Source organism: Anaerocaecibacter muris, assembly GCF_943192945.1.
In the GTDB taxonomy this organism is placed as follows: Bacteria; Bacillota; Clostridia; order Christensenellales; family Pumilibacteraceae; genus Anaerocaecibacter; species Anaerocaecibacter muris.
The window spans coordinates 1-26,159 of the sequence record NZ_CALPCE010000004.1 but is presented as its reverse complement, the minus strand read 5'-3'; the positions used below and the strand labels follow the sequence as shown (position 1 = coordinate 26,159).

Sequence of the window (26,159 nt, the reverse complement as noted above, 5' to 3'; positions counted from 1 at the left end):
TTAACAAATAGTCTTGACAGCTGAAATTTATTATGGTATAATTCCCCAAATGACAACGGCGTCGCAAAGTTTTTTGCGGCGCGTTTTTGTTTTTTAAAAAATTATCAACGGTTAAAAAGGAGTCGGCATGAAGATTACGGTAAAAAGTTTATGCAAGGCGTTTGCAATAGCGGCGCTTGCGGTTTTGACGGCAGTGACTGTATTTGCCTGTGGCGTGGATAAGCAAAAATTATCTGCTCCGACTGAATTGAACGTCGGAACGGACGATATTTTGAGATGGACTGCGGTAGAAAACGCAACGAGCTATACCGTCGATATAGACGGCGAAACGTACAGCGCCGAACAAAACAGCTTGGATATATTTGAAATAACAAATCAGGTAAAAACTTATATAATAAAAGTTCGCGCCGATAGCAATGGCTCTTATGACGCGTCGCCTTGGTCGTCGGGATTTGAGTATATAATTCCCGATACGTTTTACAGAGGTCTGACTTTTTCGATGGAAAATAACCGTGCTTCGTTTAACGTTACAAATAAATCCTTTTTATCGGGCAAGATAATAATTCCCGCCGAAACACCTAACGGGATATTGGAATTTATAGGTAGAAACACCTTTGAGAATTGCGATAAAATAACAGGCATATTGTTGCCGTCAACTATTCGCTCTTTACATAATGAAGCGTTTATGAATTGCTCGCGCATGGAAAGGATAAATTTGCCGTCGTCGCTGAATTCCATTGACAGATTGGCGTTTAAAGATTGTGCAAAGTTAAAGAGCGTGCATATACCCGCAGGAATCACAATATGGGATTCGAGTTGGTTTGAGGGTTGTTCCGGCGTGGAAAACATTTCGATAGACCCGAACAACGAGGTATTTAAAAGCGAGAGCGGTTGCGTAATCACAAAAGAGGATAACTCGGTTGAACATGCCTTTAAATATAGCGAAATTCCGAACGGCGTTACTAAAATAAACAAATATGCGTTTTTAAAATTGAACGGATTAACAAAAGTGGTTATTCCGGACAGCGTCGAAACAATCGAGGACATGGCGTTCAGATCCTGTGACGATTTGACCGATATTAGCATCGGTGCGAACGTCAAAAACATTTCCGAGAACGCGTTTTATAAAATCGGCGTCGCGCCTATTCTGCGAGTTTCGGAAGATAATACGGCGTATAGCGTGGTAGACGGGTGTTTGATGGAAAAGGCGACAGGTCTGTTGATTTTGGTCGGGAACAAAGACAAAATTCCGTCCGTCACAAAAATAATAGGCGCAAGCGCGGCGTATAGCGTGCCGTGGACGGCTGTCAATATTCCCTCTTCCGTTAACACCATACAAGCAGGAGCATTCAAATCAACCTCGATTAACACCGTAACGCTGTCAAAAAGCAGTTGCAAAATAAACGCCGAAGCATTTATGGGCGTAACGGCTTACGTGCCTTTTGATAATTGGCAGGACGGTTGGCAGAAAATGTTCCAAATGATCGGTTACGGAGGAATCGGCGCGGCGTTTCATCACAGCAGTGTCGTTTACGGGTGCGAAACGCGCGAGGACGGTGGAGTGCCGTGGGTATATTCGATTAAGAATAATATAGAAGGCGTAAGTCCATATGACGGCGGTACGGACCGCATACAAGATTTATGCGACAACCCGCGCATACCGCACCGCGACGGCTATGTATTTAAGGGCTGGACGTCGGTAGAAGGGGGAACGACGGCGGAATACGCGCCGTATACGCTCGATAACGGCGAGGTGGCGGCATTGTCCGCCGCACAGCGCGCGGATATTCCGCAAGACGCAACGTTGTATGCCGTTTGGATAAAGAAATAAACTTTAATTAAGGAGAAATATAAAATGAACAAAGCAACTACTAAAAACAAGACGTCGGCTTGGATACTGATTGCTGTAATATTGTGCGCAGCCGTTATCCCCGTGTTTGTCGGTTTAATGGTCACGGTTAACGCGGCAAGTTATGATCCGCTTTACGACAGGCTGTATTATTTCAGCGACTATGTCGGTTGCGAAGATTATGTAAACAGCATTGACCAAAGCGAAAACGGCGACGAATATTGGCACGGTTTTCTAAACTCAACACTCGAAGATTATAAATATAATGTTAACATAGATTTCGATACCGAAATCGTCTTGTATAATTGGAGTAACGAGAAACTGGAGGAAGACGAAGACGGCGATACATTTGTTCAAATGGTAGAGAATTACCACACAAGTGAGCAATATAAAAACATACATAATTCATTTGTAATATTTGAAATGCGCAACGAACTGCCGATAGACGTTTTGGACGACGGCAGCGGTAACATGTTAAACGAATATATACAAGCCGATATGTTGGAATATATTGACTATCGCCCTATCTATGATAATAGTGATAAATTTGTTTATATTTTACGCGACATATTTCGTACTCTTAAAGAAAACGAGTGTAAGATAATGGTTATTTTCGGCACCGACGAAGTGCGCTTTACGGAAGGCAACGAATATAGCGACGGTGACAGTTTTTTAAATTACGTCGATATTCAAATCGATTTGGATACGTTTTATGTATATATCGACAGTATTTTTCAATATATCGAATCGGAGTGTGATTTTAGCAATTGCATAATTGCACTCGATTACTCGCTGTCCGATATGGAGTTTTTTGCCGGATATTTTTTCCCGTATGCCATTGATATGTATTATAAAGACGATTTTGAGCCGAAATGGGATTATCCGATTGATATGGATAAACAAAAAATAGAAATAATGGAAATTCTTTATAAAGATAGAAACGTTAAATTTATAATAGACGACGTAGCGTTAAACAGCCCGATTTTTAATTACTGTTACTATACGGCAGAAACCGGTAAATTTATACGTACCGTCGGAAGTTTAGACGACGATTATTTAAGTAATGAAACGGTCAGCGGCGTGTACATGATAGGATCTATGCAAGACTACGGAAAAAATTTCGACACATGGTTGGATTGTCAAAATATTTTGAGCGAGCTCGGATATTATTATAGTATAAGCACTTATTTGTATAACGGATTCAACTATGATGAATATATTTACGATGTATATAATTTAAAAGATTACTACATATACGACGACGGATTTGTTTTGTCTAATTTGAATAGATGGTTGCCCCGCGTCGTTTACGATTTTATTATGGGAAACGATTTGTCGGTATACGATAATTATGATAGTTCTTGTCCCGTTTGTTTAAAGGCGTTGCTATCCGGTAGCGGCGGCTGGATGAAATCTCCGCGGGCAAGAGACGCTGGTAAAAAAGTTATGAGCACGGATATTTTCGTTAAGTTGTACGGAGGTATTAAGTGGTCGGAGATGTGAAGTTAATGGCATATGTTAATACGGGCTTTAAACGGATAATTAAATACGTTTTATTGCCGATTGTAATCTTTTTCACTCTGCTGTTATTGAGTTGCGGAAACGAAAAGCAAAAGTTATCGGCTCCCACAGACATAGCGGTTGGCGACGACGGTTTTCTTACTTGGAGCAAGGTAGATAACGCGCACGCATATACCGTCGATATAAACGGCGAGCAATACGAAACTGCCGAAAACCGTCTTGATATATTCGAGCTTACACATAACGTAGACAAGGTTTATAATATAAAAATATCCGCGTTTGGGAATTGGGATAAATTTGACGAATCCGATTGGTCGGAAATAACTGAATATAAAATTTCCGATCTGTATTTAAAAGGATTGGGATTTGCGCTTATAAATAACGACGCCGAAATCGAAGTGTCCGTTATTTCGGCTTCGCTAATGACAAATAAAATTGTTATACCTCAATCTATAGGCAATCTTCCCGTGACAAGCGTCGCCCAAAACGCGTTTAAAAATTGCGAAAAACTGACGAGTGCGTATATTCCCGATACGGTAAACAATATAGGTTTCAACGCTTTTGCAAATTGCTCCGCGTTGACGAGAATAAGACTGCCGAAAAATATTACGAAGATCGAAAGCGGTATGTTTGAGAGTTGTGTAAATTTGTTATCGGTCGTAGTTCCTTCATCCGTAAAAGAGATATCGACGAGCGCATTTGCTCGTTGCAAAAAACTGTCGGCGGTCGATCTTTCGGCAGATTTGACGCATATAGGCAATTCGGCATTCAGCGGCTGCGAAAGTTTGCGCGAGGTTATCTTCCCGAATAATGTGGAAGTAATTAAACTGGGCGCGTTTAGCGGATGTAAAAGTTTAAAGTCGATTCATATCCCTAAATTTACGCGTTATATAGAAGTCCGCGCTTTTTACGGCGAGTATATAGACAGTATTACGGTAGAGGACGGCAACGACGTTTATGCGGGCGACGGAAATTGTTTGATACGAAAAGCCGATAAATTTTTGCTGGCGGGCTGCAATTCGAGCGTCATACCTAATTATGTCGAAAGTATAGCGCAATCGGCGTTTTATAACTGTTTGATAAAAAGCGTAAATCTTCCCAATACTTTGCGGTCTGTCGGGCGTATCGCTTTTTACGGTTGTGCCGAGCTAAAAGAGCTGCATATTCCGCAATCGCTAACCGAAATTTACGAAGACACTTTTAGCGGGTGTGTAGGCATAGAGCGCATAACCGTTGCGCAAAATAATGCGGTATATTGCGGAGAGGGCAACTGTATCATAAGAAAAGCGGATAACACGGTCGTTTACGGGTGTAGAAATTCAGTTATTCCCGATTACATAGAAACAATAGGAACAGTTTCGTTTAGATATTGTATCTACCTTAATAACATAGTTATTCCTAATAGCGTAAAAACAATCGAAGTAAGCGCATTTAGAGATTGCATCAGCTTAAAAAAAATATCGCTTCCAAATTCCGTTGCAAAAATAGAAACAGGAGCTTTTCATGGCGCGGGTTTATACAGCGTGACGTTGCCGCAGAGCGCGGGCGCTATTGAGCGGCAAGCGTTTATGGGGATAACGGCTTACGTACCTTTTGAAAATTGGCAGGACGGTTGGCAGACGCAAATCTTTAACGGAACGTGGACAGGCGCGGCGTTTCACCAAAGCAGTCTTGTTTACGGATGCGAGTTGCGCGAGGACGGGGGAGCACCGTGGGTATATTCGATAAAGAATAATATAAAAGGCGTAAGTCCATATAACGGCGGAGAAAAACGCGTGCAGGATTTATGCGATAACCCGCGCATACCGCACCGCGACGGCTATGTATTTAAGGGCTGGACGTCGGTAGAGGGAGGAGCGACGGCGGAATACGCTCCGTATACGCTCGATAACGGCGAGGTGGCGGCATTGTCCGCCGCACAGCGCGCGAATATTCCGCAAGACGCGACGTTGTATGCCGTTTGGGCAGAAGATAAATAAGCAGTAATTAAACAGCTTCGCGCCGATTAGCCCGAGGCTGTTTTTTTATGCCGTCCCGCGGCGAAAAACATTAATTATAAAGTTTTCGACACTGCTTGATTATGGTTGTTATTCGTGATATAATTGATTACATCAATCAACCGTGACGGAGAATCGCAACATGTTAAAGCCTTATTATAAAGACACTAAAAGCGTGGGAACGACGCCCGCGCGCAGTTATTATATTCCGTTTAGCCGCGCCGACAAAAAGTCTTACGATCGCGAGGACAGCAGTAGATTTACATCGCTTTGCGGGGCGTGGAAGATAACGCCTTACGAGAGCGTGCTCGACGTGCCCGACGATTTTTATAATAACGACGGGGCAGACGATATTGCCGTGCCGAGTTGCGTTCAGTATTACGGTTACGATTATTTTCAATACACGAACGACAGATTTCCGTTTCCTTACGACCCGCCGCGCGTGCCCGAGCGCAATCCTGCGTATCACTATTCGCGCTATTTCGATTGCAAGGTCGGCGGCGAAAAGACGTACATAGTTTTCGAGGGCGTGGACAGTTGTTTTTATATTTTCGTCAACGGCAAGGCGGTCGGATATTCGCAGATTTCGCACCGAATAAGCGAGTTCGATATTACCGATTACGTCAAGGACGGAAAAAACAAGCTCGACGTGCTTGTGCTTAAATGGAACATGGGCAGTTATTTGGAAGATCAGGACAAGTGGCGGTTTACGGGAATATTCCGCGACGTGTACTTGCTCCGCCGCCCGCATAATCACATTACCGACTACAAGATAGAAACGCGCATACACGGCGCGGACGGCATTGTCGCGTTTATCAACAAGAGCGACGTGCAAGTTGCCGTTACGTTCGGCGGCGAAACGCAGTCCGTGCCCGCCCGCGCTCAATCGGAATTTACCGTTAAAAACGCGCGGCTGTGGAGCGCGGAAACGCCTTTTCTTTACGACATGGTTATACAGTCGGACGACGAGGTTATTTACAATCGCGTCGGCATACGCGTTACCGAGGTCAAAGACGGGCTGTATTTGTTCAATGGCAAGCCTATTAAGTTTTACGGGGTCAACCGTCACGACTTCCACCCCGAAAAGGGTTACGCGGTGAGCCGCGAGGACATGTTGACCGATATTAAACTCATGAAGTCGCTTAACGTCAATGCCGTGCGCACTTCGCACTATCCGTCGTCGCCGCTGTTTTACGAAATGTGCGACGAGTACGGACTGTACGTCATGAGCGAAGCCGACCTCGAAAGTCACGGTTTTGTCAAGTCCGACGGCGGGTACGACTGGGCGATGCAAGCTATTCCGCAGGACAAGAACTTCGAGCAAAGTATAGTCGAACGCAGTGTTTGCAACGTCGAGGAACACAAAAATTTTGCGTGCGTCGTTATGTGGTCGTTGGGCAACGAGAGCGGTTGGGGCGCGAACGAAAAACGCGCGCTCGAAGCGGTTGTCGCGCGCGACGACAGACCCGTGCATTACGAAAGTATTTATCCTTACGTCGTGGGCGACGAAGAATATTACAACGGTTCGGGCTTGAAGACGGTCAGTCGCATGTACAGCACGCCTGACTGGATAGTAAACGAATATCTTAACGACGCCAAAGAAACGCGTCCGTTTATGCTTTGCGAGTACGCTCACGCCATGGGCAACGGTCCGGGCGGGCTTAAAGAATACTGGGAACTTTTTGAAAGTACGGACAGACTGATGGGCGGTTTTGTTTGGGAGTGGGCGGACCACGGCGTTAAGTACGGTGCGGGCGACGGCTTTAAATATGGCGGCGATTTCGGGGAAAACCTGCACGACGGCAACTTCTGCATTGACGGCATCGTGTCGCCCGACAGGCAATTCAAAGCCGGCTCTTTGCAAATGAAATATTACTATCAGCCGTTGAAGTTTAAGCGGGCGGACAACAAACTTACAGTAACAAATAAAAACTTTTTCGGCGCGCAGACGGGCGAGCTGGTTATAACTCAAAACGGCAAGGCGCAAAAGCGCGGCGTTTGTATTCCGCCGAGAGAAAGCGTCGTTCTGGATTTGGCGGACGGCGACGCGACGGCGCAATATTATGTAGGCGGCGCGGAAGTCGCGCGGGCGCAGTTCGTAAGCGACAAGCCGCGCGCGAAGTTTGTTTGCGAAAAAATAAAGACCGAACTGTGCGGGCATGCGCTTATCGTCACGTCGGGCGACAACGAGTATCGCTTGGACGTGCAGAGCGGCGAGGTGGAAAGCGTGCGCGCGGGCGGCGCGGAATACGGGCGGATTTCGCTTAACGTTTTGCGCGCGCCGATAGATAACGACATGTATATCCGTCAAAAGTGGGACGCGCGGTATTTGAAGTTTGCCAAGCCGTGCGCGCGCGGCTACCGTGTGGAAAATGACTCTGTAATATTCGATATTATCGTTGCGGCGGACAGTCTTGTGCCCGTTATTGACGCGACCTTAACGTATTCGTTTTGCAAAAGCGGCGTGCGCGTCGCGATAGATTACAAAGTAAACGACGTAACGAAGTTCGAGTTTTTGCCGCGTATCGGCTGGACGTTGAAACTCGATCGTTCTTACGACAAACTTAAATACAACGCTTACGGCGACGGCGAAACGTACTCGGACATGTACGAGTACGCGATTAAGGGCGAGTACGAATGTTCGGTCAAGGACGAATACAAGCATTACGTCAAGCCGCAGGAGAGCGGCAGTCACTATCTGCCCGACTATGCGGAAGTGAGCGACGGCAAGCGCGTCGTGCGCGTCGAGGGCATGACCTCTTTTTCGGCGTTGCCTTACTCGACGGCGCAGTTGGAAAACGCGGCGCACGATTACGAACTGCCCGAGCGCGACGGCACGTATTTGTCGGCGGATTACTATATGAGCGGGCTGGGCACAAATGCGTGCGGACCGTTGCCGTTCGACGGTTACGTTACGCCCAATGCGGGCGCGGACGCGATTTGTTTTTACTTCGGCGAAAAGCGATAGGCGGGGTGCGGCGAGCATGTTTTTATCGGAATGTGATTACGAAGATTTGACGCACGAACAAATAGATAAGCTGTTGTTTTCGGCGGACTTGGAAAAGCCCGTCAAGAGCGATTATGCGATACTGCTCGGCACTGCGCCCGAGTTTGCGGTCGTGCGCGCGCGAATAGCCGCCGAGTATTTTCATGCGGGCGGCGCGGACAGGATAGTGACGACGGGCGGCGCGGTAAACGACAAGACCGTCACCGAGAGCGCGGTCATGCGCGCCAAGCTCGAACAGCTCGGCGTGCCGAGCGACTGCATAATCGACGAGCCGACCGCGCAAGACACCGTGCAGAACATGACGTGTTCGGTCACAGAAATTTGCAGGCGTTGCAATATTTACGAAGTGGGCACGGTCGCGATTATTTCCGAGCCGTTCCACATGCGTCGCGCGCTGTGCTTGGCGGACATGTTTTTGCCGAGGTTTATTAAAGCGGTGGGATACACTCGCGATATTGCGGCGCAGCGCGACGGGTGGAAAACGGACGACAGACTCGCTCGGTGCGTTCGGACGGAAGTGGATTTGCTCAAATATTACATATCGCGCAAAGTGATTGACGATATACGAATTTAATTCTCGACAATACCGAAATGGAGATTATTATGGATTTTAATAAAAGCATTTTTGAAAACAGGTCAAAGCGCGCCGCGCCTATGCTGGCGGCGCACCGCGGCGTGTGCGGCGCGAACGTGCCGTGCAATACGTTGCTCGCGTACAAGATAGCCGTCGATCAGGGCGCGGATATTGTGGAGATAGACGTTGCCAAAAGCGCGGACGGCAAGTTTTACGTGTTTCACCCCGGCATGGAGTACGCGTACCTCAAAACGGGCAAGCTCGTTTCGGAAATGGACAGCGCGGAAGTTTTGTCCACGCCCATACTCAACTGCGACGAAGCCAAAACGCATTATCGCATACCAACGCTTCGGGAAGTGTTGGCGTTGCTCAAAGACAAGGCGTATATAAACGTCGATAAATATTGGACGGACGTGCGCGGTATAACCGAGGAAATCCGCGCGGCGGGCGTCGAGAAGCAGGTTATAGTCAAGACCTCACCCGACGAAAAGTTGTACGACGAAATAGAAAAGTACGCGCCCGATTTTATGTACATGACCATGGCGTGGCACAAAGACGAAGTTACGCCCGTCATGAAAAAGCGCAATATAAACTACGTCGGAATCGAGGCGTTGTTCGACAAAGCGGACGACGAAATAGCGAGCGAAAAATACATAGCGGATATGCACAGGCAAGGCTTGCTTGTTTGGGGCAACGCCATAATCTACGACGAAACCGCGGTGATAAGCGGCGGCATGACCGACGATATATCGCTCGAAAAGGGCGGCGATTACGGCTGGGGCAAGCTGCGCGATCGCGGGTTCGATATTATTCAGACCGACTGGCTTTTGCCCGCGCGGTTGTATTTGGACAAGCGCAACGCGTAAAAAATTATATCGATTGATTCCTCGGCAAGCCCGGAATGACGGGGGTGTTGATAATTGCCGCCCCGTTTGCGGCGGTTCGCCTTGATTCCTCGGCAAGCTCGGAATGATGGGAATATAAGCATTTCTTTTCTTTATACACTAATCAAGTTTTGCGCAAAGCAAAACTTCCGCAACTATTATCTTTTATCTCTTATCTATTCACTTAATCTTCTCCCATCATTTCGACCGAAGCGCGGTCACGCGCGAAGCGGAGAAATCAAGGCGTAGCCGCATTATCGTTTTTGCCGCGGCGTGCTCCGTGCGAAAAATATTGCGGGAATTGCGGTCTAATTTGCTTGACACGGGCGGTTGCCGCGCGTATAATAGCAATGGAATTTAGCAAAGGCGCTGTAAAAATTTACAGCGTTTTTGTATTTACGGAGGTTTGTATGACAAAAGTGCCCGAATTATTCGGTTCCATGGTGTTCGGCGAACGGGTTATGCGCGAGCGTTTGCCCAAGGATATATTCAAGGCGTTGCAAAACACCATCAAGTCGGGGAATCCCATATCTTCCGAGGTTGCGGACGTCGTCGCCAACGCGATGAAGGATTGGGCAATCGAAAAGGGTGCAACCCACTATACGCACTGGTTTCAGCCCATGACGGGCGTTACCGCCGAAAAGCACGACAGCTTTATTCAGCCTGCCGACGGCGGTTCGGTCATTATGAACTTTTCGGGCAAGCAGTTGATAAAAGGCGAGCCCGACGCGTCGAGTTTTCCGTCGGGCGGCTTGCGCTCCACTTTCGAGGCGCGCGGCTATACGGCATGGGACCCGACGAGCTATGCGTTTGTCAAGGATTCGGTGTTGTACATACCGACCGCGTTCATATCGTTTTCGGGTCAAGTGCTCGACAAGAAAACGCCGTTGTTGCGGTCGATGGACACATTGAGCAAAGCCGCGCTGCGCGTGTTAAAACTGTTCGGCAAAAAGCCGTGCAGAGTCACGCCGTCGGTCGGACCCGAACAGGAATATTTTTTGATCCCGCGCGAGCTTTATAAAAAACGCCCCGATCTTATTATTACGGGTCGCACGCTGTTCGGCGCAAAGCCGCCGAAGGGTCAGGAACTCGACGATCATTATTTCGGACATATAAAAACCCGCGTGCTCGAATACATGGAGGATTTGGACACCGAACTGTGGAAGCTCGGTATTTACGCGAAGACCCGTCATAACGAGGTCGCGCCCGCGCAACACGAACTTGCGCCCATTTATTCGACGGTCAATATTGCGACCGACCACAATCAGTTGACGATGGCGGTCATGCGTAAGGTCGCCAAAAAACACGACCTTGTGTGCCTGCTTCACGAAAAACCGTTTGCGGGCGTAAACGGGTCGGGCAAGCACAATAACTGGTCGATTTCCACTTCCGACGGAGAAAACCTTTTGGAGCCGGGGAAAGACTTAAAGAACAACTTGCAGTTTATGCTGTTTTTGACGGCGATCATAAAAGCTGTGGACGAACATCAAGACCTGTTGCGCCTGTCCGTCGCGTCGGCGGGCAACGATCATCGCTTGGGCGCGAACGAGGCGCCGCCCGCCATAATTTCCATGTTCCTCGGCGACGAAATTACCGACCTTTTGGAAACGCTCGCGTCGGGCAAGGAGTACAGCAATCATGTGGGCAACAAGCTGTCCACGGGCGTGGAGTCCGTGCCCGTCATTTACGAGGACACGACCGACCGCAACCGCACTTCGCCGTTTGCGTTTACGGGCAATAAGTTCGAGTTCCGTTCGCTCGGATCGGCGCTCAATATAGCTTGCCCCAACATAATGATAAACGCCGCGGTCGCGGACGCGCTCAATGCGTTTGCCGATGTTCTGGAAAAGGAAAAGGCGGCGGACTTTAAGAAAGCGGCGATCGAGCTTATCAAAAAAGAATACGTCGCGCACCGTCGTATCGTTTTCAACGGCGACAACTATGCAGAGGCGTGGCGCGAGGAAGCCGAAAAGCGCGGACTGCTCAACCTTAAAAGCACGCCCGAAGCGTTGTCGTACTACGACCGTCCCGAAAACGTCGAGCTGTTTAAACGGCTTAAAATTTACACCGACGAGGAAGTGCGCGCGCGCAAAGATATTCTGCTCGAAAATTATTGCAAGGTGATAAATATCGAAGCGCTTACCATGTGCGAAATCGCGCTCAAACAGATACTTCCCGCCGCTACGCAGTTTACCACAATGCTTGCGGAAAACATTATCAATCTTAAATCGCTCGGCATGGAAACGACGGCGCAAAAGGACATTTTGGAAAACGTGTCCAAGCTGATAACCGCCGCTTACGGCGCGCAACAGCGGTTGTCGGACGTCCAGCTCGCCGTCAAGAACGAGAGCGACTTACAGACCGAAGCAAACCTTTGCTATTCGCAGGTGTTTGAGGCCATGCAGGAACTCCGCACGTACTGCGACAGACTGGAAACGCTGTTGCCCAAAAACATGTGGCCGTTCCCGACCTACGGCGACTTGCTGTTGTACGTGTAGAGCGGTGTGGCGAGCGGCAATACGCATAGCACCGTATAATAAACAAAAAGTCGAGAGCCGTTGCGTGAACGTTTTTTGCGCGGCGGCTTTTTCTGTTCGATAAATATCGGCGCGGGCGGTATGACCGCGCCGTATAAACGTATTGACAAAATTCGCGGTTTGTGATAAAATACAAATTAGCGGGCATAATTCCGTTATCGAGTATCGAGGAGAAAAAGTGGCGTTTGGCGTTTTAAATTCCGTCACAGGAAATACGGCGTTTCTTGCCGCGGCAGGCAATAATTTTTCTGCGGCGGTCGATATTATGTTCTATATCAATCTTGCATTGATTTTTTGCGCGTTGATAGAAACTACCGCTTTTGCTGTGCTGTGTAAAAAAACGTCGTGCGCCGTTGTTGCTGGGCTTGTTTCGGTCTTGCTGTTTGTTTTCGGACTGATAGTCTTTATAGTTCAGCTCGTGCTGTACTCTTACGGACACCGAGGAACGGTGTACGCCGTGTATATGTGCCTTGCGTTTCTCGCTTGCGGGTTTATTGCGGGCGGAGTGTATTGCTGTATACTCTCGCGCAATTCGCATGCCGCGCTGTGCTATTTTACTTGCGCGTTTCAGCTTGTGCCGCCCGTCGGCGCGGCGCTCGCGGTGTTGCTGTCATACCGCATAGGCAAGGACACGCGCGTGCAGGAAATGGTGTTCAACGGCTATGCGTATACTTACGCGGCGCTCGGTTCGTTCTGCCAAAAGAATTCTGCGGTGTTTGCGGACAATTCGGGCGAGGAGTACTTCGAGCCGCTGTCGGTCAAGCAGATAAAGCGCAAACTGAAATCGCTTAAAGCGCGTTCGACGTTAAGCGCGGAAAACATGTACGAGTACGCGTCCGCGCTAATCAACTACCGCCCGTACAAGTACAAAAAGGCGTTGCGCGCCATGGAACGGGCGGCGGAAAAGAATTACTCGCCCGCGCTGTTCAACCTCGGATATTATTACGAACGCGGATTGTACGAAAAAAAGGATTACAAAAAGGCGCGCGATTATTACGTCAAAGCCGTTGCGAGCGGCGACGACGACGCGGCGTTGCGATTGGGCATTATCGCTTTGGAAAAGGGCGAGGCGCAGGACGGCATGCGCGTTTTGGACGAGCGCGCCGCAAAAGGCGATCTCTGCGCAAAGTTCGATATAGGCATTTGTTACGAGCGCGGACTGGGCGTTGCGGCGGATATGGACAGGGCGCTCGATATTTACACGGAGTGCGCGCAGGCGGGGTTGTTCGCCGCGCAAAAACGCATATTCGCATTGGCGAGCACGGACATTAACTCCGCGCAGAACGGCGAGTTCTTCCGCAAAGTGACCGATCGCAAATTCGACGGCGGGTTTGCCGACATGATAGACGGGCTTATCTGCATTAAAAAACGGCTTGCCGCCGACGCATCCGAAAAGTTTTTGTCCGCGATATTAAAACGCGATAAGTGGGAGGGCGTGGCGCGCTGTCTTGTGGGCACGCTGTATATCGACTGCGGTAAACTTCCGCAGGACAAGAAGAACGGCGCGGAATACATCAAGTCGGCGTTCGACATGTTGCCGAGCGCGCACGAAATATATTCGGTCGTGCCGCGATCCATACTCAAAATACGCAGCGGAAAGTCGGACAAGCCCCAAGCGGACTGAAAAATATTTTTAATTTTTTTGTCGAACGGTTCTCAACCGCAAAATCGCGCATATAATATAGTACGCGCGGGAGCAAATCGGCGCGTTTTGCGCGGTCGGGACGGGTATAATATAAATCGTATAAAAAATATGCGAAAACACCCTCAAAACGCTTGACAATAATTTTTGCGTAATATATAATGAACTTGCAATCAACGTGATGCTGTTGTGCTAAACGATTGCAACCCTTAATATGCTCATCATTTTCCCCCTTATCATATAGCAAAACGCTCGACAACAGTCGAGCGTTTTGCATTTTCGGATAATTTTGTCTGTTTTAGCGTTTGTTCGGTCTTGCTTACGCGAACGCCCAGTAGCCGAGGTAGATCATTATGAGTCCGACGACTACGAGGAACACCGTCATTACGACGCCTGCGGCAATCGACTGGCGATAGCAAAGTATGGTCGTGCCGAGCGCAAGCGCAGTCGTTATCGACGACATGATATAAGCGGCGGTGGGCATGTTGTGATAGATAAAGAACGGGGTTATCGCGGTTGCGATAAACAGCGTGATCCAGAACGCCCACGTCCAGCCGCGAACCATTTTGCCGTTATCGGTGTAAACGTTTTCGCGCAGTACGAAGTACAGCGCAAGTCCGAGGTGGAAGAATAGAATGGGCGGAGTAGCTATCACCAACCACTTGGGGATTATAAACGGCAGGTTTGCGGAATTGGCAACTCTTCCGAAAATACCCGAGCAGTAGGAAACGGCAAGCCCGATACCCACGGTTGCGAGCGTGCACAGTAAAAACAGCGCGACGTTCGACAGTCTTTTTTCGGTCTTAACAATAACTGAATTTTCCATAGTGCCGTTAGTATGCGCGGCGTTGCGGATTTTATTCGCGCAAGGGGGCGGGTCTATCGTGCGGCGCAATCCGAGCAAGTCAACTTTAAAGACTTGACAAAATGCAAAGCGTTTGTTAAAATTTAACGGGAGATACCGAGATGAAAGTTATATTGTTAAAGGACGTAAAAGCACAGGGCAAGCAGGGCGATATTGTGGAAGTATCGGACGGATACGCGCGCAATTTTTTGTTCCCCAACAACCTCGCCAAGCCCGCGACGGCTACCGCGCTTAACAGCATTAAGATAGCCAAAGAAGCGGAAGAGCGGCGGCGCAAGATAGAACACGACGAGGCGGTGGAGCTGTGCAAAAAGCTCGCGGGGCTTACCGTTACGGTCAAGATTAAGACGGGCGCAAACGGCAAGCTGTTCGGCTCGCTCAATACCGCGGCGGTGTCCGACGCGCTTAAAGCGCACGGCATTGACCTTGACAAAAAGAAAATAGTTATTTCGGAGCCTATCAAATCGCTCGGGCGGTATGTCGTGACGGTCAAGCCGTTCGCCGAGGTGTCGGGCAAGCTCAACGTCAACGTTGTGGCGGAATAGAGTGGGTTACGGTGCGGCAGGACAAGCCCGCCGCTATCATATTAACTAAAGATAAAAAATAATTTTCTGTGCCGGTACGACCGGTCAAGGAGCATGTAAAATATGGCAGTCAAAGACGACAACAAAGCGGCGAACAGAAAACTTTTGAACCGCAATCTCGCGCAGATGTTAAAGGGCGGGGTCATCATGGACGTTACCAACGCCGATCAAGCGATTATCGCCGAGCAGGCGGGCGCGGTCGCGGTAATGGCGCTCGAACGCGTGCCCGCGGATATTCGCAAGGACGGCGGCGTTGCGCGCATGTCCGATCCCAAAATGATTTCCGAAATCCAAAAAGCGGTTTCTATCCCCGTCATGGCAAAGGTGCGTATAGGGCACTTCGTCGAGGCGCAAATACTCGAAGCCATTAAGATAGACTACATAGACGAAAGCGAGGTGCTTACACCCGCCGACGACATGTATCATATTGACAAGACCAAGTTCGAAACGCCGTTCGTTTGCGGCGCGCGCGATCTCGGCGAGGCTCTGCGCCGCATAGCCGAGGGCGCGTCCATGATCCGCACCAAGGGCGAAGCGGGTACGGGCAACGTCGTCGAGGCGGTCAAGCACATGCGCAAAATGCGCACGCAGATTGCCGAAGTCGCGTCGCTCCAAAGCGAACAGCTTGCGACCTATGCAAAAGACATAGGCGCGCCGCTCGACCTTGTTAGATATGTCGCCAAAAACAAGGCTCTGCCCGTTGTCAACTTTGCGGCGGGCGGCGTTGCTACGCCTGCGGACGCCGCGCTCATGATGCAGCTCGGCGCGGACGGCGTGTTTGTAGGAAGCGGCATATTCAAATCGTCCGATCCCAAACAGCGCGCCGAGGCAATAGTCAAAGCCGTCGCGTATTACGGCGACCCCGCTATCCTCGCGGGCGTGAGCTACGGTCTGGGCACCGCCATGGACAGTTATGACGTCAGTTCGTTGGCGGAAGATCAGCGTTTTGCCAAGCGCGGCTGGTAGTTTTTAGCTTGTATTCATCGGCATATACTGCGTTAAGCTGCGGTCGGCGCTCGGTCATTTAGGGGGTTCTAAACTCCCGTCGCGCCTCCCTTGCTTGCCTTGTCTATGCCGCGACTACACGCTAAAAACGGGCGGAAGTAATCGATTTGACGTAGCTTTTGCTACGACTTCGCGCCCGTGCCTTTTTGACAACGCGGTTGTATGACGCAATTTGCTCACGCCGTCGTCCGTCGAGGGTTTGGGCGCATACATCGGCATTGGCGTGCGGCGTTTCGCGCGGACAAGAGGTTATGCGATAAAAGGGTCATAAAGTTTATATTTAATTTTTTGAGTTTGCCGAAGATAAACAAATATCGTTGAGAGGTTAATATGAACGTTGGAGTTTTGGCTTTGCAGGGCTCGGTTGCCGAGCACCTTAAAATGATAAAATCGGTCAATAAGAAAATCGTCGCCACGCCCGTGCGCACCATTGACGAACTTGCGGCGGTGGACGGTTTGATTATCCCCGGCGGCGAGAGCACAACGCTTCGCCGATTGATGGACGACTTTAATCTGTACACGCCCATTAAGGAGCGTATCGTCGCGGGCATGCCCGTTTGGGGCACGTGCGCGGGGCTTATTCTTCTTGCCGATCGCGTGGAGGGCGAAACGCCGTATTTTTCGGTGCTGGACGTAGACGTCAAGCGCAACGCTTACGGCAGGCAGATAGACAGCTTTGTTGCCGAGGGCGATTTCGACGGCATGTATATCGGCATGGTATTTATTCGCGCGCCGCAAATCACGCGCGTGGGCGACGGAGTAAAGACGCTCGCCGAGCATGACGGCAAGCCCGTCGCGGTGCGGCAGAATAACGTGCTTGCCACGGCGTTTCACCCCGAAATGACGCGCGACAGCCGCGTGCATAAATATTTTTGCAACATGATAGAATTCAAAGAATAAAATGGGAATATTGAGCCGTAAAAAAACGCCCGAACGTCCTATCGTCGGGCTTGTATTGGGCGGCGGCGGAGCGCGCGGGTTTGTTCAGGTCGGCGCGCTCAAAGCGTTTAGGGAGCGCGGAATCGATTTCGATTTGTGCGTGGGTACTTCGGTCGGCAGCATTATCGGCGCGCTGTACTGCGCGGGGATCGAGCCGGAAGAAATCACGCGCGCGGCGGAACAGTTGGAGTTCGGCGACCTGCACGGGAAAATCCTGTTCAAGCCCGACGACCCGCGTAAGATAGGCAATGCGCTGTACCGCATTATCGGCGACGCGCAGATAGAAAACCTGCACAAAAAGTACGCCGCGGTCGCTACCGACTTAAAAACGGGCAAGCAGGTTATTATGGACAGCGGGTCGGTGCTGGACGCGGTTTCCGCGTCGTCGGCATTTCCAATAGCTTACGCGCCGCTATCCATAAACGGCATGAACCTGTCGGACGGCGGGCTTGTAAACAATATCCCCGCGGATGTTTGCCGCATGCTCGGCGCGCAAAAGGTGGTCACCGTGGACGCGCACGGCTCGCGCGGAAGCGGCACCGACGGCACGGGCATGATAGACATGCTTAAAGCGATGTTTTCCATTATGGGCGCAAACGCGTCCGTCGTCGGGCTGATGCAATCGGATATTGTTATCGCGCCCGACACGTCAGCTTTTAAATCGACGAGCAAAAACGGGTATCTCGAAATGATAGAAATCGGCTATCGCGCCGCATTGGAAAAGTGCGACGAAATAGCCGGGCTGTTCAATCCGCGAGCGGACGGCGCGCGGTAGACGGCGCTACATATAACGGAGTGGCAGGCATGAACAAATCGCGTAAAAAAATACTTATAATCGATATTATCGCGTTGGTGATAATAGCGGTCGCGCTTGCCGTTTCCATGAAATGGTCGTTCGACATCGAGTTAAAACTCGGACTTTTATATTATGTCGATTCAAATACCGTTGACGAAAAAGACATAGTCACGCCCAAGAACGGCGGGATTAGAGTATCCGCCGACGGGCAAATAACCGACTATGCGCGGAGCGGCGCGGACGGCGATCTGTATATTCATTACGTGGACGTAGGGCAGGGCGATTGCACGCTCATAGAATTTCCCGATGGCAAGACCATGATTATCGACGGCGGGGAAAACAAAAAATCCACCGAGGCGGCGATCGGCGCGTTTATAGCCGACAACTTCCCGACGGACTTTAAGTATTTCGACTACGCAATACTTACTCACCCCGACTCCGATCACTGCGGCAGTCTTGATTACGTGTTGCAAAACTATCCCGCGCGCGTGTCGTACCGCCCCAACGTCGAGGCGGTGGGCACGAGCAGTAACCCTTATACCGATCCCGCAAAGGACGACTTAAAAAACGCGGTTACAAAAAACACCGCGGCTTATGCGTCGTGCGTAAAAGCCATGTATGCGCCTGCGCCCGACTTTACCCCTACGGTGTACGTGACCGATCCGAGCGACGAGGCGCAGACCGTTACGGGCGGAGTCGAGGATAGCGCGTACACGTTCACCTTCTATTCGCCGCTGTCGGAAAGCTATACCGATTGGAACGACTATTCGCCGATTATGATTTTGTCGTACCGCGGCTACAACTTTGCGTTGTCGGGCGACGCCGAAAAAAAGAACGAGGCGGAATTCGTCGCCAAGGTCGAAGCCGCAAAAACGGACGGCGTGACAGATAAATACGATTTGTTTACCGACGACTTTACCGTCAACGCAATAAAATGCGGACACCACGGATCGCGCACGTCCACTTCGCAGGCGTATATCGACGCAATCACTACGCCCGTCGGCGCGAAAAACGCGTACTATATAATTTCGTGCGGTGAGGGCAATAGCTATAAACACCCGCACGTCGAAACGCTTGATAGGCTTGCCGAAATGGGTGTGCCGCAGGATAATATTTTGCGCACCGATTTAGTCGGCGACATTACTTTGTCCGTTCGCGCGGATGAATCCGGCGAGTTTAAACTGTTTTACGGCGACAAGCAAACCGCGCCGCCCGAAGTACCCGACCCGCCCGAAACGCCCGACAATCCCGATACCGAACAACCCGACCCGCCCGTAAAAGTGCTTGTGTATTTAAAGATAGGCGGAATAAAAATTACGTGGGCGTTGGTCGCATGGAGCAGTTACGCGGTGTTGATCATACTCGCGGCGGTGCATGTCGCATGCTTCGGCAACGGTCGCGGCGGTTCTCCCGACAGCGGCGCAACATCGCGCGGCAAGCAAGGACGGCGGCGTTGATTGTAACCGAAATTAAAGTAAAAGATTACCGCAATGCGGCGGAACGCATGGTGGAGCTTGCGCCCGAACGCAATGCGTTTGTCGGCGCAAACGCTCGCGGCAAGACAAACCTGCTCGAAGCGGTGTATTTTGCGGGCGTGGGCAAGTCGTTCCGCACGCCGCGCGACCGCGAACTTATTAAGAGCGGGGAGGCGCGCGCGTTTATAAGCGTTACGGCGGTCAAGGATACGGGCGCGGAAACGGTGCGCATTGTTATCGACCGCGAAACCAACAAGCGCGTCGCGATCAACGATTTGCCCATATCGCGAATGAGCGAGCTTATGGGCGTTTGTCCGGTCGTGCTGTTTTGCCCGGACGGATTAAAGATAGTAAAGGACGCGCCCGCCGACCGCAGGCGGTTTATGGATATTTCGCTGTGTCAGGTGTCCAAAACGTATTTCGCGGCGCTCATGCAGTACGACAAAATTCTCGTCAGCCGCAACAAGCTGTTAAAAAGCGGCGGGGCAAACGATAACACGCTCGCGCCGTGGGACGAGCTTATTGCCGACGTCGGCGCAAAGATAATAAAGAGCCGCAGGGGATTTATCAAATCGCTTATGCCCGTCGCCGCGGAGTTCCATGCGTTTTTGTCCGACGGCAGGGAGAGCCTTGCGCTAGAATACGAGGGACAGAACGGCGAAACCGTCGATATTATCAAGGCGGGTTTGCTCGAAAAAATTTCCGCCGATCGCGAGGTGGATTTGCGACTTAAATATACGCACAGCGGTCCGCATAAAGACGATCTTAAAATCACGGTGAACGGCGTGGATTTGCGCGCATACGGGTCGCAGGGGCAACAGCGCACCGCCGCGCTCGCAATGAAGCTGGCGGAAACGCGCATACTCACGGAAGTGCTGGGCACAAGCCCCGTGCTGTTGCTGGACGACGTGTTCAGCGAACTCGACGGTGTAAGGCGAAACAAACTCATGGCGGCGACGGCGGGGTTTCAGTCGATAATAACCGCAACCGACAAAGCGGACTTCGACGGGTTCAACGTTAATATAGTGGAAATTTAGGCGACGGCACAACCGCCGCTTTATTTTCGCATGATTTCCGGCAACTCCAAAAGCCGTGCGAGGTACGCTATTATGCGCGCCGCGTGCACGTCCTGTTCGTCGAACGCCAGCCCCGTAATTTCGGACATGCGCGCGGTTATGTCTGTTGACGCGTTAAGCGCGTAAGAGATTTGGCGTAACACCGATTTGGGTTTCAGTCCGCGCCGTTCGGCTATTATGCGGTATATTTCGCAAAAGCCTTTATTGCGGTTTTCCGCGTACAGCATTACCGCTTCAGCAAGGCAGTCACTGCCTTTCAGGTCGGCGCGCACGCCGCACTTATGCACCAAACCGATAGCGGCGGCGCGCGTCCCTTTGTTTATAAAAACGTTTGCAGTATTGTTTTCCATGCTTCAAGCATATAACATAATTCGACAAATTTCAACACGGCGCGTTGTGTATAATTTAGGACTTTTGTTATTGCTCGATTGTAGCGGCGGGTCGAAATTCGGGCAATTTTGGGAATATAAAAAAACGCCGCTCGCATGTTATTGTCGAGCGACGGTTAAGCAAACTTGCCGTACACTGTATTTATCTTATAAAGTTGGTGCGCGCGGATTTTTCGGTCTGCGGCGGGGTAATGCCGCTGTCCTTGCCCGCTTGCACGCATTTTATAAGCCACGCCATGTTTTTGGCGAGGTTGCGCATTGTTTGCAAACCCTCCTCGTCGCGCTTGATTTCTTGCGGCGTGTTGCCGTAAATCATGTTCCAGTACGTGGACGATACGACGGGCATTTGCGTTATGGTAAAGTATTTATTGAGCACGTCGAAAGACGCGGCGGTGCCGCCTCGGCGTGCGCACACGATTGCGGCGGCGGGCTTGTGCATGAAAAACGCTTTGCCCGCATAGAAGGCGCGGTCGAGCACGGACAGCACGCGCCCCGTCGGGTGCGCGTAGTATACGGGCGTGCCGACAATCAGCCCGTCGGCGGTTTTGATTTTTTCTATAAGCTCGTTAGCTATATCGTCGTCGAAAACGCATTTGCCCTTGCCGACGCACCCGCCGCAAGCGATACAGTCGCGCACGGGCTTGTTTCCCGCTTGCAAAATTTCGGACGACACGCCCTCGGCATTGAGCGTCGCGGCTATTTCGTCGAGCGCGGCGTGCGTGCAACCGTTTGCGCGCGGGCTTCCGTTTAACAGTATGACTTTCATAATATCCTCCGTGCGCTATTTTATTTGCGCAAGCGTTTTGATTGTTTCGGTGAGCGGGAGTTTGTACGCGGGCAGTTCGGACAGGCGGGCGAGAGTGCGGTAAATCTGTTCCTGCGTTTTGTCCGCCATAACGGTGTCGGCATAGTAGCGTATGTAGTCCGTAAAATCCTGTTCGTCGTTTCCGCGTTCGAGCGAAAAGAATATATGGAAAAAGGTGTTCAGGTAAAAATCGGAATTTATTTCTTTCAGGAAGATTTTTGCCACTTCGCCCTCGACGCCGTCGAGCGTCACGTCGAGCGCGATATTTTCGCCTATGGCTATCGTCGAATAGTCTATGTCGCGCATCCACTTCATAAGGCTGAACAACATGCCGCTGTAATTGTCGCCGTATTCAAACCGCCGTCGGTGTTCGTCGATATCCGTGTTTGCGCCGAGCGCTTTGGACATGTTGGCGGCTATGGTCTTTATAAGCGGTTCGCCCGTCATTTCGTTGGTGTAAGACGACGCGGTTATAAGATAATCGACTATCGCTTCCGAGTACTCGGTAATGGAAACGGGTATGCCCGTGTTGGCTTTTACAATCGCCGTGTACATCTCGTTAAGCCCCATGGCGATCATGCTTTTAAGCTGTTCTTGCTGGTTGCTTATCGTGTTGCCCGACACGCGGTCGAATATTAGACTTAATTGGTGGTCAATGCCCGACAAGCTCTCGTGCGTCGAATCGAGCATTTCTTTCATGAGGTTGTCGAACTGATTGAGGCGGTTGTTTTTGTATATAAGTTTATGTTCTATTTCCGACCAAAAACTGTTTACAAGCGATTTTATTTGCAACTCGAACTTGTAGTTTTCGCCCGCATACGTAACGTTGCCGTCTATGCGGTAAATGTTGTAGCCGTTCTTTTGCTTTTCGGGCTGGGGCGCGTCCAGCTTTAATTTAACCGCTTTTTTGTCCGCGGTGCAAAACATGCCGTCGCCCATGTCCACGCAAAACGTTTCGCATATTTTTTGGTAAATATACGCTTCGTCCTTGAAAAACCGACACTCTATCTTTACGCCTATAATGTCGTGCATTTCAAACACTATCCGTTCGGCAGGCGCTTCGCGATATAGGTTGTTGCGCAGTATTTTTTCTTTTAGGCTATCGCGCGTTTTTATGCGCGAGGTCACGCCGATCGTCGCGTCGATGTCGCCGAACCGCGCCGTCAAAAACTCGGTGAGCTTGTCTGCGGCATGCGTAAACCCCACAAGATTGGCATCGAGTACGCCCGCCGCTGTTTCTATGTATTCAAATACGTCGATCTTTCCCATATATTTATTTACCTTTATCGTGTTTTTAAATCGCAATATCCGATTGCGCCGCGCTTGCGGATTTTAGCAAAGCGTGCTCGCCGTATATTAACGGCCGTTCTTTTTTAAGACCAGTTTAAGCCCTTTAAACAGCTTGCCGTTGGCGATTTCCATAACGCCCTTGGCTTGGTTAGCCGTCATTGCTCCGCCCGACATTGCGTATACCGCGGACAGGGGAGTGTTAAGCGCGGACGCGATAAACGCCGCGCGTTCGGGACTGTTCGGTTCGCCTGCGCCGTCGGCTCTGCGCATAACGGCGCGCTTTGCGATTTTGCCCGCAAAAGTATGTTGTATGTCGGTTATACAGCAATCGAGCGTGTATTCGCCGCGTTGCGGGCGCGGCTGCGGCTTTTCTATCGGCGCGCCGAGCAGTTGCTCGAAGTCCGCGTCGGTTATTTTCGAGCGGATGGGGCAGACGTACACCGCGGGATATTGTTGCGCACCCGAAAACTCGCCGTTCACTTTGACGGTAGCGGTCAGCCGAACGTCGGCGGCGCTCGCCGCGGCGATTATTTTATATTCGCCGTCCGCCACCTCGAACGCATTGTTCTCGACGTTAAAAAACTCGAACGCGCGCCGTTTTATTCGCACCGTCGCAACCGTCGAAGTCTGCCCTTCTATAAACACTTTCATATAGCCCGCGAGCTGTTTTTGCGCGCACATCACCCGACCCGTGCGATCGGCAACGTACAACTGCACTATTTCGTAAGCGTCGCGCGCGGACTTGTTTGTAAGCGTGACCGTCACGTCGAACTCCGCGTCGCCAATTCGCTTGACGGTCATAGTGTCGTAAGAAATTTCCGAAAACGACAGACCGTGCCCGAACGGGAACAGCACGTCGCGGTTGATTTTGTCGTAATATCTGTACCCGACGAAAATGCTCTCGCGATATATCGTTTGTTCCTTGCCGAAGTCGTCGCCAGCGTCGGACAAATCGAGCGGAAAAGTTTCCGCGAGCTTGCCGCGCGGATTTATTCTGCCGTACAGCGCGTCCACTGCGGCAAGCGCGCCGTTTTGCCCGTTAAGCCCCGCGTATACGACTGCGCGCACTCGGTTTATCCACGGCATGCGCACGGGACCCGCGCCGCACAGTACGGCTATCACTCGGTGTCCCGCGGCGGTAAGTTCGGTTATAAGCCTGTCCTGTTCGGGCGGAAGGTCGAGCGTCGTTCGGTCTATACCTTCTTGCGGCGCGGGCGCGCCGACGTACACTATAACCGCGTCGCTCGCCGCCGCGCCGTCCTGCGCCTCGCGCAACAGCCGATCGTTTTGTTTCGCGTCGGACGAATATCCGCGACAGTACGTTATTTCTATTCCGCGTTTGCCGAACGCGTCGAGCGGGGACGGGGATTTGAGCGCGGTCACGTGCGAGCTTCCGCCGCCCTGAATAGGCGCGTTGTCGGCAAGACCTCCGCACACCGTCACGCGCATGTCGCGTGTCAGCGGTAAAAACCCGTTATCGTTTTTGAGCAGAACTATGCACGCCGCCGCCGCGTTGTATGCGAGCTTGTCGTTTTCGTCGGCGTCGTAATCGCCGTATGGCTCCAAATATACGTTGTCGGTAAGGCGAAGTATGCGCCTAACCGAGCGGTCTATCGTTTGTTCGGTTATACTCCCGTCCGCCAACGCGGCGTTTATGTTTTGTTCAAACAGTCCGCGCGAGTCGGGCATGGCAAGATCAAGCCCCGCCGCGAGCGCGCGCGATCTGTCGCGAACCGCGCCCCAGTCGGAAATTACCGCGCCGTCAAACCCCCATTCGTCGCGCAAAACGGTTGTCAGCAGAAATTCGTTTTGCGAACAGTATTCGCCGCACAGTTTGTTGTATGCGCACATAACCGCTTCCGGCGCGGCTTCGAGCGCTATTTCAAACGGCTTTAAGTATATTTCGCGCAGAGCGCGCATGTCTATCACGCTGTCCGAATACATGCGGCGCGTTTCTTGATTGTTTGCCGCAAAATGCTTGACGCACGCGCCCACGCCCGTGGACTGCACGCCCGATATAAACGCTTTGCCAAGCTCGCCCGCAAGCAACGGATCTTCCGAATAATACTCGAAGTTGCGACCGCCGAGCGGATGGCGTTTGATGTTGACCGCAGGCGCGAGCAGTAAGTTTACGCCCATGGCGGTCGCTTCCTTGCCGATGCCCGCGCCGACGCTGTACAACAGCGCCGGATCCCAACTGCAAGCGAGCATGGACGGAGCGGGATAACACGTTGCGGGCACTGCGGACAAGTTTTCGTCGTCCGTCATGCGTAACCCGTTCGGACCGTCGGACATGCGCACGCGCGGCATTTCGCCCGCGCCGAAAGTGTGCCACAAGCCGTCGCCCGACAGCATGCGCGTTTTTTCGTCGAGGGTAAAATACGCGAGCGTTTTTTCTATGTCCAGTTTTTCTTCGTCCATTTTAAGTAGTATAGCATAGGCGCAAAACGCTGTCAAGTATTAACCGATTATGGGTCACTTACCGGTTATTGTGTCATTAAAAAAAATCAGAAATATACTTGACAGAGCGGCATATAAATAGTATAATGAAAATACCAAAATATTGAAAGGAGATGGATTTATCATGGCAAAGAGCGATTACTTTGGTCTTTCTTACATCGTGAGCGTAATTCTCGCTATCATCCCCGTTACTGCGTGGATCTGCGGCGTTATTACCCGTATCACGGACGGCAAGATCGTAGCCGGCATCCTCCGTGTGATCTTCGGTTTCTGGATCATCTGGTTGGTTGACCTTATTCTCATGATCGTGAGCAAACACATCTTGCGTTTGATCAACATCTAACGACAATCTAAAACGCCTCGCGTCTACTCGCGAGGCGTTTTGCGTTAGTGAATTTAACCACTGGCTATGCCAGTGGGCATCATAGAGCTTTAGCTATGGGGATAGACAAAAAAAGTCCTCC

20 protein-coding genes are annotated in these 26,159 nt (G+C 50.9%); 15 read left to right on the top strand and 5 right to left on the bottom strand.

The annotated features are described in order from the left end of the window. Positions 1–127: 127 nt before the first annotated feature. From NFR57_RS04415 to NFR57_RS04380, 8 genes are all read left to right on the top strand, one after another. On the top strand, positions 128–1,831 hold the full coding sequence (locus NFR57_RS04415) for a leucine-rich repeat protein (protein WP_251182629.1): 1,704 nt from the start codon (positions 128–130) through the stop codon (positions 1,829–1,831). Positions 1,832–1,855: 24 nt separating this feature from the next. Continuing rightward, positions 1,856–3,352, top strand: a complete 1,497-nt coding sequence (locus NFR57_RS04410) for a hypothetical protein (protein ID WP_251182628.1) — start codon at positions 1,856–1,858, stop codon at positions 3,350–3,352. Between the two features lie 5 nt (positions 3,353–3,357). Next, positions 3,358–5,349, top strand: coding sequence for a leucine-rich repeat protein (locus tag NFR57_RS04405; protein ID WP_251182627.1), 1,992 nt, complete (start codon positions 3,358–3,360; stop codon positions 5,347–5,349). Between the two features lie 160 nt (positions 5,350–5,509). After that, entirely contained in the window at positions 5,510–8,335 is a 2,826-nt protein-coding gene (locus tag NFR57_RS04400; protein WP_251182626.1) for a glycoside hydrolase family 2 TIM barrel-domain containing protein, read from the top strand. A gap of 16 nt (positions 8,336–8,351) precedes the next feature. Further along, positions 8,352–8,948 carry a YdcF family protein gene (locus tag NFR57_RS04395; protein WP_251182625.1) on the top strand — a complete coding sequence of 199 codons (597 nt, stop codon included), beginning with the start codon at positions 8,352–8,354 and terminating at the stop codon, positions 8,946–8,948. 29 nt (positions 8,949–8,977) lie between these two features. Next, positions 8,978–9,814 carry a glycerophosphodiester phosphodiesterase family protein gene (locus NFR57_RS04390; RefSeq protein ID WP_251182624.1) on the top strand — a complete coding sequence of 279 codons (837 nt, stop codon included), beginning with the start codon at positions 8,978–8,980 and terminating at the stop codon, positions 9,812–9,814. Between the two features lie 428 nt (positions 9,815–10,242). Then, complete coding sequence (locus NFR57_RS04385) at positions 10,243–12,330, top strand: glutamine synthetase III family protein (protein WP_251182623.1); 2,088 nt, start codon at positions 10,243–10,245, stop codon at positions 12,328–12,330. Between the two features lie 217 nt (positions 12,331–12,547). Continuing rightward, positions 12,548–13,993 (top strand): tetratricopeptide repeat protein, encoded by a 1,446-nt coding sequence (locus NFR57_RS04380; RefSeq protein ID WP_251182622.1) that lies wholly within the window; start codon positions 12,548–12,550, stop codon positions 13,991–13,993. Between the two features lie 337 nt (positions 13,994–14,330). Here the strand turns inward: NFR57_RS04380 and NFR57_RS04375 are convergent, their stop codons facing one another. Further along, positions 14,331–14,837 (bottom strand): tryptophan-rich sensory protein, encoded by a 507-nt coding sequence (locus NFR57_RS04375; protein ID WP_251182621.1) that lies wholly within the window; start codon positions 14,835–14,837, stop codon positions 14,331–14,333. 140 nt (positions 14,838–14,977) lie between these two features. On the opposite strand from NFR57_RS04375, the gene rplI reads away from it, so the two are divergent. The 6 genes from rplI (at position 14,978) to recF (ending at position 20,712) form a co-directional block, all read left to right on the top strand. Further along, entirely contained in the window at positions 14,978–15,421 is a 444-nt protein-coding gene (gene rplI, locus NFR57_RS04370; RefSeq protein WP_251182620.1) for a 50S ribosomal protein L9, read from the top strand. 102 nt (positions 15,422–15,523) lie between these two features. Next, positions 15,524–16,426, top strand: coding sequence for a pyridoxal 5'-phosphate synthase lyase subunit PdxS (gene pdxS / locus NFR57_RS04365; RefSeq protein WP_251182619.1), 903 nt, complete (start codon positions 15,524–15,526; stop codon positions 16,424–16,426). A 369-nt stretch (positions 16,427–16,795) separates the two neighbouring features. Continuing rightward, positions 16,796–17,365 carry a pyridoxal 5'-phosphate synthase glutaminase subunit PdxT gene (pdxT, locus tag NFR57_RS04360; protein WP_251182618.1) on the top strand — a complete coding sequence of 190 codons (570 nt, stop codon included), beginning with the start codon at positions 16,796–16,798 and terminating at the stop codon, positions 17,363–17,365. A gap of 1 nt (position 17,366) precedes the next feature. Then, positions 17,367–18,179: a patatin-like phospholipase family protein gene (locus NFR57_RS04355; RefSeq protein ID WP_251182617.1), complete on the top strand. Its 813-nt coding sequence runs from the start codon at positions 17,367–17,369 to the stop codon at positions 18,177–18,179. Between the two features lie 29 nt (positions 18,180–18,208). Continuing rightward, the gene (locus tag NFR57_RS04350) at positions 18,209–19,657 is read left to right on the top strand and encodes a ComEC/Rec2 family competence protein (RefSeq protein WP_251182616.1); all 1,449 of its coding nucleotides are present in this window, start codon (positions 18,209–18,211) and stop codon (positions 19,655–19,657) included. After that, entirely contained in the window at positions 19,654–20,712 is a 1,059-nt protein-coding gene (recF, locus tag NFR57_RS04345; protein ID WP_251182615.1) for a DNA replication/repair protein RecF, read from the top strand. Before NFR57_RS04350 ends, recF begins: the two co-directional genes overlap by 4 nt. A 20-nt stretch (positions 20,713–20,732) precedes the next feature. Here recF and NFR57_RS04340 read toward each other — a convergent pair whose 3' ends face one another. From NFR57_RS04340 to NFR57_RS04325, 4 genes are all read right to left on the bottom strand, one after another. Next, on the bottom strand, positions 20,733–21,101 hold the full coding sequence (locus NFR57_RS04340; protein ID WP_251182614.1) for a sporulation initiation factor Spo0A C-terminal domain-containing protein: 369 nt from the start codon (positions 21,099–21,101) through the stop codon (positions 20,733–20,735). 181 nt (positions 21,102–21,282) lie between these two features. After that, a complete protein-coding gene (locus NFR57_RS04335) occupies positions 21,283–21,906 on the bottom strand; it encodes a flavodoxin family protein (protein ID WP_251182613.1) in 624 nt (207 codons plus the stop codon). A gap of 15 nt (positions 21,907–21,921) precedes the next feature. After that, positions 21,922–23,214, bottom strand: a complete 1,293-nt coding sequence (locus NFR57_RS04330; protein ID WP_251182612.1) for a GTP pyrophosphokinase — start codon at positions 23,212–23,214, stop codon at positions 21,922–21,924. An 87-nt stretch (positions 23,215–23,301) separates the two neighbouring features. Continuing rightward, positions 23,302–25,656, bottom strand: a complete 2,355-nt coding sequence (locus tag NFR57_RS04325) for a beta-glucosidase family protein (RefSeq protein WP_251182611.1) — start codon at positions 25,654–25,656, stop codon at positions 23,302–23,304. A 163-nt stretch (positions 25,657–25,819) separates the two neighbouring features. On the opposite strand from NFR57_RS04325, the gene NFR57_RS04320 reads away from it, so the two are divergent. After that, entirely contained in the window at positions 25,820–26,038 is a 219-nt protein-coding gene (locus tag NFR57_RS04320; protein ID WP_251182610.1) for a hypothetical protein, read from the top strand. Positions 26,039–26,159: the final 121 nt, after the last annotated feature.